Source organism: Noviherbaspirillum denitrificans, from assembly GCF_002211445.1.
Classification (GTDB): Bacteria; Pseudomonadota; Gammaproteobacteria; order Burkholderiales; family Burkholderiaceae_D; genus Noviherbaspirillum; species Noviherbaspirillum denitrificans.
This window is the reverse complement of sequence record NZ_LSTO01000042.1, coordinates 1-1,948: the sequence shown is the minus strand read 5'-3', so window position 1 is coordinate 1,948 and position 1,948 is coordinate 1. Positions and strand designations below refer to the sequence as shown.

General features: G+C 63.6%; 2 protein-coding genes. Both read right to left on the bottom strand.

Going from position 1 to position 1,948, the window contains the following annotated elements; genetic code table 11:
• Positions 1-962, bottom strand: a 962-nt coding sequence (locus AYR66_RS28030; RefSeq protein WP_141104366.1) for a two-partner secretion domain-containing protein, incomplete at its 3' end; no start/stop codon positions are given.
• A gap of 188 nt (positions 963-1,150) precedes the next feature.
• On the bottom strand, positions 1,151-1,948 hold a 798-nt coding region (locus tag AYR66_RS28025; RefSeq protein WP_234815115.1), incomplete at its 5' end, for a FecR family protein.

Genomic DNA, 1,948 nt, shown 5'->3' with positions numbered 1-1,948 from the left:
CCCACCAACACCGTGCCGCCGCCCTGCTGTCCGCTGGCGTCGATCACCGCATCGCCTGTCAGCCCGACGCGCTCGCCCAGCACCTGGATCTCGCCGCCCTTGCCCGCGCCCTTCGCGCTGGTGCGGCTGCCTGCTTCCACCAGCGTGTCCCGACTCGCCTTGAGCACCACCTTGCCGTTCTCGCCCACCACCGCGCTGTCGGCATTGATCACCCCGCGCTGCTTGACCAGCGCGCCGTAGATGCCCGTCCTGCCGCCCTGCGCAATCACCTGGCCCAGGTTCAGCGCTTCGCTTTCCGGCGCACTCAGCACCACCCGCACGTCCGGGTTGAGCGAATCGACCAGTTGCACCGTGTGGCCGGCCGCCAGCATCACATCGCCTTTCGGGGAAGTGATGATGCCGCTGTTTTCCACGTTCGGCGCAATCAGGAAGACCTGCCCGCCGGATGGCGTGGCAATCGTGCCTTCATTTTTCAAGTTACCGGCCTTGTCGCCTGCCTTGAACAGCATCCTGCCGTTGAGGAAGTCTTCGTTGCTGATGTTGAGCGTGGAGGCGACCAGCCCGTTGACGTCGACCTGCGCGCCCTGCCCGAACAGGATGCCGTTGGGGTTGACCAGGAACACTCGTCCATTCGACTGCAGCGCGCCCAGGATCTGCGACGGGTCCTGCCCGGTGATGCGGTTGAGCACCGCGCTGTTGGCGTTCTGCTGCAGGAAGCGGGTCAGTTCACCCGGATTGATCGAAAAACTTTGCCAGTTGAGGATCGTGCCCGGCGTGTTGGTCACCGTCAGCACGTTGCCCTGGTTGAGGAAACTGGCCTGGCCGTTGACGACCTGCGGGCCAAATGGATTGGCCAGTGCCGTGCCGAAACAACCGGCAACCAGTGCCGGAAGGATACGGCGCCGCAGGATCGCCTGTGTACTTGCAGTGCGCTGAGTGCGCACGACGGGTTTGGTGGTCATCTCTCCCCCTGCTCCCTCTGTCCGCGTCATGCTTGAATGCTTGCCGCTGCATGCCGAACTTATGTATTACCAAGAAACTATTGTCCATCGACCAAGGGGGTGTCAAGAAGATCCCCTCGGTCACCTTTATGAAGCCGCACGGGGCGACCTCACGTCATTTGCTTCCGAATTGTTATCTTTTTCAACCACTACCGCACTTCGCAATCGACCGCATTCCCGCCCGGTCCGCTACCCGATCCGCCTTGCGATCCGGTGTTCACGTTGAACGTCGGCGGCGGCGAGAACTTGATGCCCGGGTTGTTGGGAAGGACAACCGGCGGCTGTACCATGGTCGCCGTATAGCCGAACTGGCCCGCCGAGAAATTCAGCGAACCTCCCCTGTTGGACAGGTTGATCAAGCCATCGATGACCTGCACGTACAGGCCCGGCGCAAGGCCGCCTCCGCCCGGCTGACCCGGCACCTGCGCCACGCGCAGCGGCAGCACCTGCAGCGGCACCGCCGCCGGCATGTCGCTGCGCACGTCCGTATAACCCGACGGCGTCATTGCCGCCATGCTCGCCATGCCGTAGGCCGCCACTGCCGCATCGTCCGGCGCCACATATTCCGCAATGAAGGTCGTGCCGCGGATACCGATCGTCGCCGTCGGCGTGTTCATCCCCCACTTTTCCTTGTTGCGCTTGCCCAGCGTGCCGGTCACCGCGCGCAGCCCGCCCTTGACCAGGTCGAAGGCCGCGCTGTCCTTTTCCGGCTTGTCCGCCTCGAAACTGAAGTTCTCGATCTTCAGCTGGGTATTCGGCCGCAGCGTAATCTCGCTGTCATCGATGAACTTGATCCGCGCATAGGTATCCTTTTCGGCGACCAGGATGTCGCCCTGCTCCACCGACGACTTCACCGCCAGCACCTTGGCCGTGCCGTCCGCCTTCTTCGCCACCAGCGGTCCGCTCAGGTTGGCCACCGTGCCGACCACCTGCGCTGCCCATGACTG